Annotated in this window: 1 protein-coding gene; it reads left to right on the top strand. The window is 73.4% G+C overall.

Annotated features, from left to right (window positions below):
• The coding region (locus ACIGXM_RS37345; RefSeq protein WP_396568577.1) for a beta-ketoacyl synthase N-terminal-like domain-containing protein at positions 1-1,806 on the top strand (1,806 nt) is incomplete at both ends.

The following is a 1,806-nucleotide window of genomic DNA, read 5'->3' as shown; positions in this document are numbered from 1 at the left end:
ACAAGCCAACTACGCCGCCGCCAACACCTACCTCGACACCCTCGCCACCCACCGCCACACCCAAGGCCTCCCCGCCACCTCCCTCGCCTGGGGCCTCTGGGCCGAGACCAGCACACTCACCAGCGGTGTCGACCAAGCGTCCCGGGCCCGGATGGCCCAGCTCGGACTGCTCCCGCTGCCCACCGACGCGGCGCTGGAACTCTTCGACGCCGCGCTCGCCAGCAACCTGCCCCTGGCGGTACCGGCCGCCTTCGACCTCGGCGGACTGCGCGGGCGTGCCGCCTCCGCTCCCGTCCCGCCGCTGCTACGCGGGCTGGTCGGCACGGTCCTGCGCCGCAGCTCGCAGGCCGGACCGGCGGACGAGCAGGGACTGCGCGAGCGCCTGGCCGGACTGACCACGGACGAGCAGGCACGCACCCTGCTCGACCTGGTCCGCACCCAACTCGCCGCGGTGCTCCACCACTCGGCGCCCGAGGCGATCTCCGACCGGCGCGGCTTCCTCGAACTCGGCCTGGACTCGCTGACCGCGGTGGAGCTCCGGAACGCGCTGGCCAGGGCCACCGGCCTGCGGCTGCCCGCCACGCTGATCTTCAACTACCCGACCCCGGCCGCCCTCGCCGAACACCTGCGGACCCAACTGCTGGGCACCGACCTCGCCGTCACCACCACGCCGGCCGCACCGACCAGCGCCGATGATGACGACCCGATCGCCATCGTCGGGATGGGCTGCCGCTTCCCCGGTGGCGTGACCACTCCCGACGGGCTGTGGCGGCTGGTCGCCGAGGGCGTGGACGCGATCGGCGAGTTCCCCACCGGGCGCGGTTGGAACATCGACGCGCTGTACGACCCGGACCCCGACGCGGTGGGCAGGACCTACGCACGCCAGGGCGGGTTCCTCCACGACGCGGACGGCTTCGACGCCGACTTCTTCGGCATCAGCCCGCGCGAAGCACTCGCGGTCGACCCGCAGCAGCGCCTGCTGCTGGAGACCAGCTGGGAGGCGATCGAGCGGGCCGGCATCGACCCGGAGAGCCTGCGCGGCAGCCGGACCGGTGTCTTCACCGGCGTCATGTACTACGACTACGGCACCCGGCTGGCCAACCAGACACCGGACGGCTTCGAGGGCTACCTCAGCACCGGAAGCGCCGGCAGCGTGGCCTCGGGCCGGATCTCCTACACCTTCGGCCTGGAGGGGCCCGCCGTCTCGGTCGACACGGCCTGCTCGTCCTCGCTGGTCGCCCTGCACCTCGCCGCCCAGGCACTGCGCAACGGCGAGTGCGGGCTGGCGCTGGCGGGTGGCGTCACGGTGATGGCCACCCCCACCACCTTCCTGGAGTTCAGCCGGCAGCGCGGGCTCTCCCCCGACGGGCGCTGCAAGTCCTTCGCGAACGCCGCCGACGGTGTCGCGTGGGCCGAGGGCGCCGGCGTGGTGCTGCTGGAGCGGCTCTCCGACGCGCAGGCGGCCGGGCACCCGGTCCTGGCCGTCATCCGGGGCAGCGCGGTCAACCAGGACGGCAGGAGCAGCCAGCTGACCGCGCCGAACGGGCCCTCACAGGAGCGGGTGATCCGGGCCGCGCTGGCGAGCGCCCGGCTGACCCCCGACCAGGTGGACGCGGTCGAGGCGCACGGCACCGGCACCCGACTGGGCGACCCGATCGAGGCACAGGCCCTGCTGGCCACCTACGGACAGCACCACTCGACCCAACAGCCACTGCTGCTCGGCTCGTTGAAGTCCAACATCGGGCACGCGCAGGCCGCCGCCGGCATCGGCGGCGTGATCAAGATGGTCCAGGCCATGCGACACGG

It is taken from the genome of Kitasatospora sp. NPDC052896 (assembly GCF_044547075.1).
In the GTDB taxonomy this organism is placed as follows: domain Bacteria; phylum Actinomycetota; class Actinomycetes; order Streptomycetales; family Streptomycetaceae; genus Kitasatospora.
Note: the sequence above shows the minus strand (reverse complement) of the source record. Positions and strands in the feature narration are given on the sequence as shown.